Below are 2,405 nucleotides of genomic sequence, written 5' to 3' on the forward strand. Positions count from 1 at the left end.
GGCCAGTTGCTGATTGGATTCTTTCAACTCGTTGTCGTAGCTGCGAAAGGCAGAACAGCCTGCCAGTTGCACAGCGGAAATCAGCACGAGCGTAGTCAGGGCGCGAGGAGGCATGGACGTTCTATTCCCTTAGATGACGAGCGAGGCGACAAGGCCTGCCGTGGTCGAACAGGCACTGTTCGAAACATAAAACCGCTTTGGCTGACTGGATCCAGCAAGCGGGCGCGGGATTATAAGCCGGGAAAACGGTATGACAATGGCTTTTTGATATCGCACATGGATTACAGGCAATTCCTACCTGGCGGGCGGAGCCGGTCTTACATTGGCTGCGCGCAAGGAGCTTTCGAGTCGCATCAAGCACGGCCGGTTTTGTAAAACGCTGTAACAAAAATGCGTCCGGAGTATTGAGTAGCGTCTGTTTGAAGTGAACAATGCAACGCATCGCATTCTTATTGAGATTCACCAATGCACCTGCTCTCTCGTTCATTTGTCCGGCTGCTGGCCTCCATGCTGTTGCTCTGCAGCTTCGGTGCGCTGGCCGATCCCGTTGAGGGCGCAGCTCAAGCGCTGCACGTGCTGGATTATTTGAGCGCGGATTACCCGGCGACGGTGGTGGATGGCAAGGTCATCGACAGCGCCGGATATCAGAAGCAGATCGAGGCATTGAGCGCGCTCCAGAGCCTCATCGTCGCGTTGCCTCAGCGAACCGAGCGTGCACAACTGGAGCAAGGTGCTGCCGACCTCAAAGGCTCCATGGAACAACGACAGGACGGCACGCTCGTGTCTCGTCAGGCCAGGCAATTGGGCGCAAAACTGGCAGTGGCTTATGAAGTCAGTCAGGCGCCAGCCATTACCCCTGATCCTGCTCGCGGTGCGCCGTTGTACGCGCAGCATTGTTCGGTCTGTCACGGCGACACCGGCACTGGCGACGGGCCTGCCGGTATCGGTCTGGAGCCTGCGCCGGGCAACCTGCGCGACGCCGGGCGTCTGGATCGCCTGAGCCTCTATAGCCTTTACAGCGCATCGGGCCTGGGGATCGCTGGCACCGACATGCCAGCCTTCGCCGACCAGCTGGATGATCGCCAGCGCTGGGACATTGCAACCTACATCGCCAGTTTCAGCGCGCAGCCGGTCGCCAACCCGGCCAAGACGTTCAATCTGGCGGACCTTGCGCGCCAGACGCCTGAGGAGATTCAGGCAGCCGAAGGTCCGGATGCTGCGACAACGTTCCGCGCTCAGCGTTCACAGCCACCGCAGGTTCAACGCGGCCCTGCGCAGTTGCTCGACTACACCAGCGTGACTCTGGACAAGAGTCTGGCAGCCTACCGGTCGGGTGACCGCGAGCAGGCTTATGATTTGTCGGTTGCGGCCTACCTGGAAGGCTTCGAACTGGTCGAAAGCTCGCTGGACAACGTCGATGCGGATGTGCGCAAGGACACTGAAAAGAGCCTGATGGCTTATCGTCAGTCGTTGCAGGACGGCGTGCCGTTGGCGCAAGCGGCGCAGAAGCTGGAAGCGGCCAAGGCGAAATTGAAACAGTCTGCGGATCTGCTCGGCAGCGACGGTTTGAGCCTGTCGCTCAGCTACATCTCGGGTCTGCTGATTCTGCTGCGCGAAGGGCTGGAAGCAATTCTGGTGCTGGCCGCGATTCTGGCGTTTCTGCGTAACACCGGCCAGCAATCGGCCGTGCGCAGCGTCAACGTCGGCTGGGGCCTTGCGCTGCTGGCAGGCCTGGCCACTTGGGCACTGGCGGCGTATGTGATTGACGTGAGCGGTGCGCAGCGTGAATTGCTGGAAGGGGCAACTGCGCTGTTTGCCAGTGTGATGGTGCTGTGGCTGGGCGTCTGGATGCATGACCGTCGCCATGCGGCTGCCTGGCAGGATTACGTCAAAAGCAGTCTGGTCGGCGGTGGCGGGCGTTTCGGCTTTGCGGTCCTGGCGTTCTTTTCGGTGTACCGCGAGCTGTTCGAAGTAATCCTGTTCTACGAAACCCTCTGGTTGCAGGCGGGGCCTGCGGGGCACAATGCTGTACTGGCGGGCGGCGCGACAGCGTTGGTGCTGCTCGTAGGGTTGGCGTGGATCATCCTGCGTGGCTCGGCCAAACTGCCGTTGGCACTGTTCTTCGGCATCAACGCTGCATTGCTTTGCGCGCTATCGGTGGTGTTCGCCGGACATGGCGTCAAAGCGCTGCAAGAAGCCGGCGTGTTTGGCACACGTCCTGTGCCGTTCTTCGAGTTCGACTGGCTGGGGATTCACGCCGATGCGTATTCATTGGCAGCACAAGCCATTGCGCTGACCGCCATCGCAATCCTCTACGGACGCAGCCGCCTGGCAGAAAAGCGCAGGCTGGAGGCGGCGGGCTGATAGGTGTAGCCGGTCTGACGCCGCCTTCGCGGACAAGTTGG

General features: G+C 60.5%; 1 protein-coding gene. It reads left to right on the forward strand.

Going from position 1 to position 2,405, the window contains the following annotated elements; translation table 11 throughout:
• Window positions 1–465 precede the first annotated feature (465 nt).
• Window positions 466–2,364 carry a cytochrome c/FTR1 family iron permease gene (locus BZK31_RS28485; protein ID WP_083186469.1) on the forward strand — a complete coding sequence of 633 codons (1,899 nt, stop codon included), beginning with the start codon at window positions 466–468 and terminating at the stop codon, window positions 2,362–2,364.
• The last annotated feature ends 41 nt before the right edge of the window (window positions 2,365–2,405 follow it).

This window comes from Pseudomonas floridensis (assembly GCF_002087235.1).
GTDB classification, from domain to species: domain Bacteria; phylum Pseudomonadota; class Gammaproteobacteria; order Pseudomonadales; family Pseudomonadaceae; genus Aquipseudomonas; species Aquipseudomonas floridensis.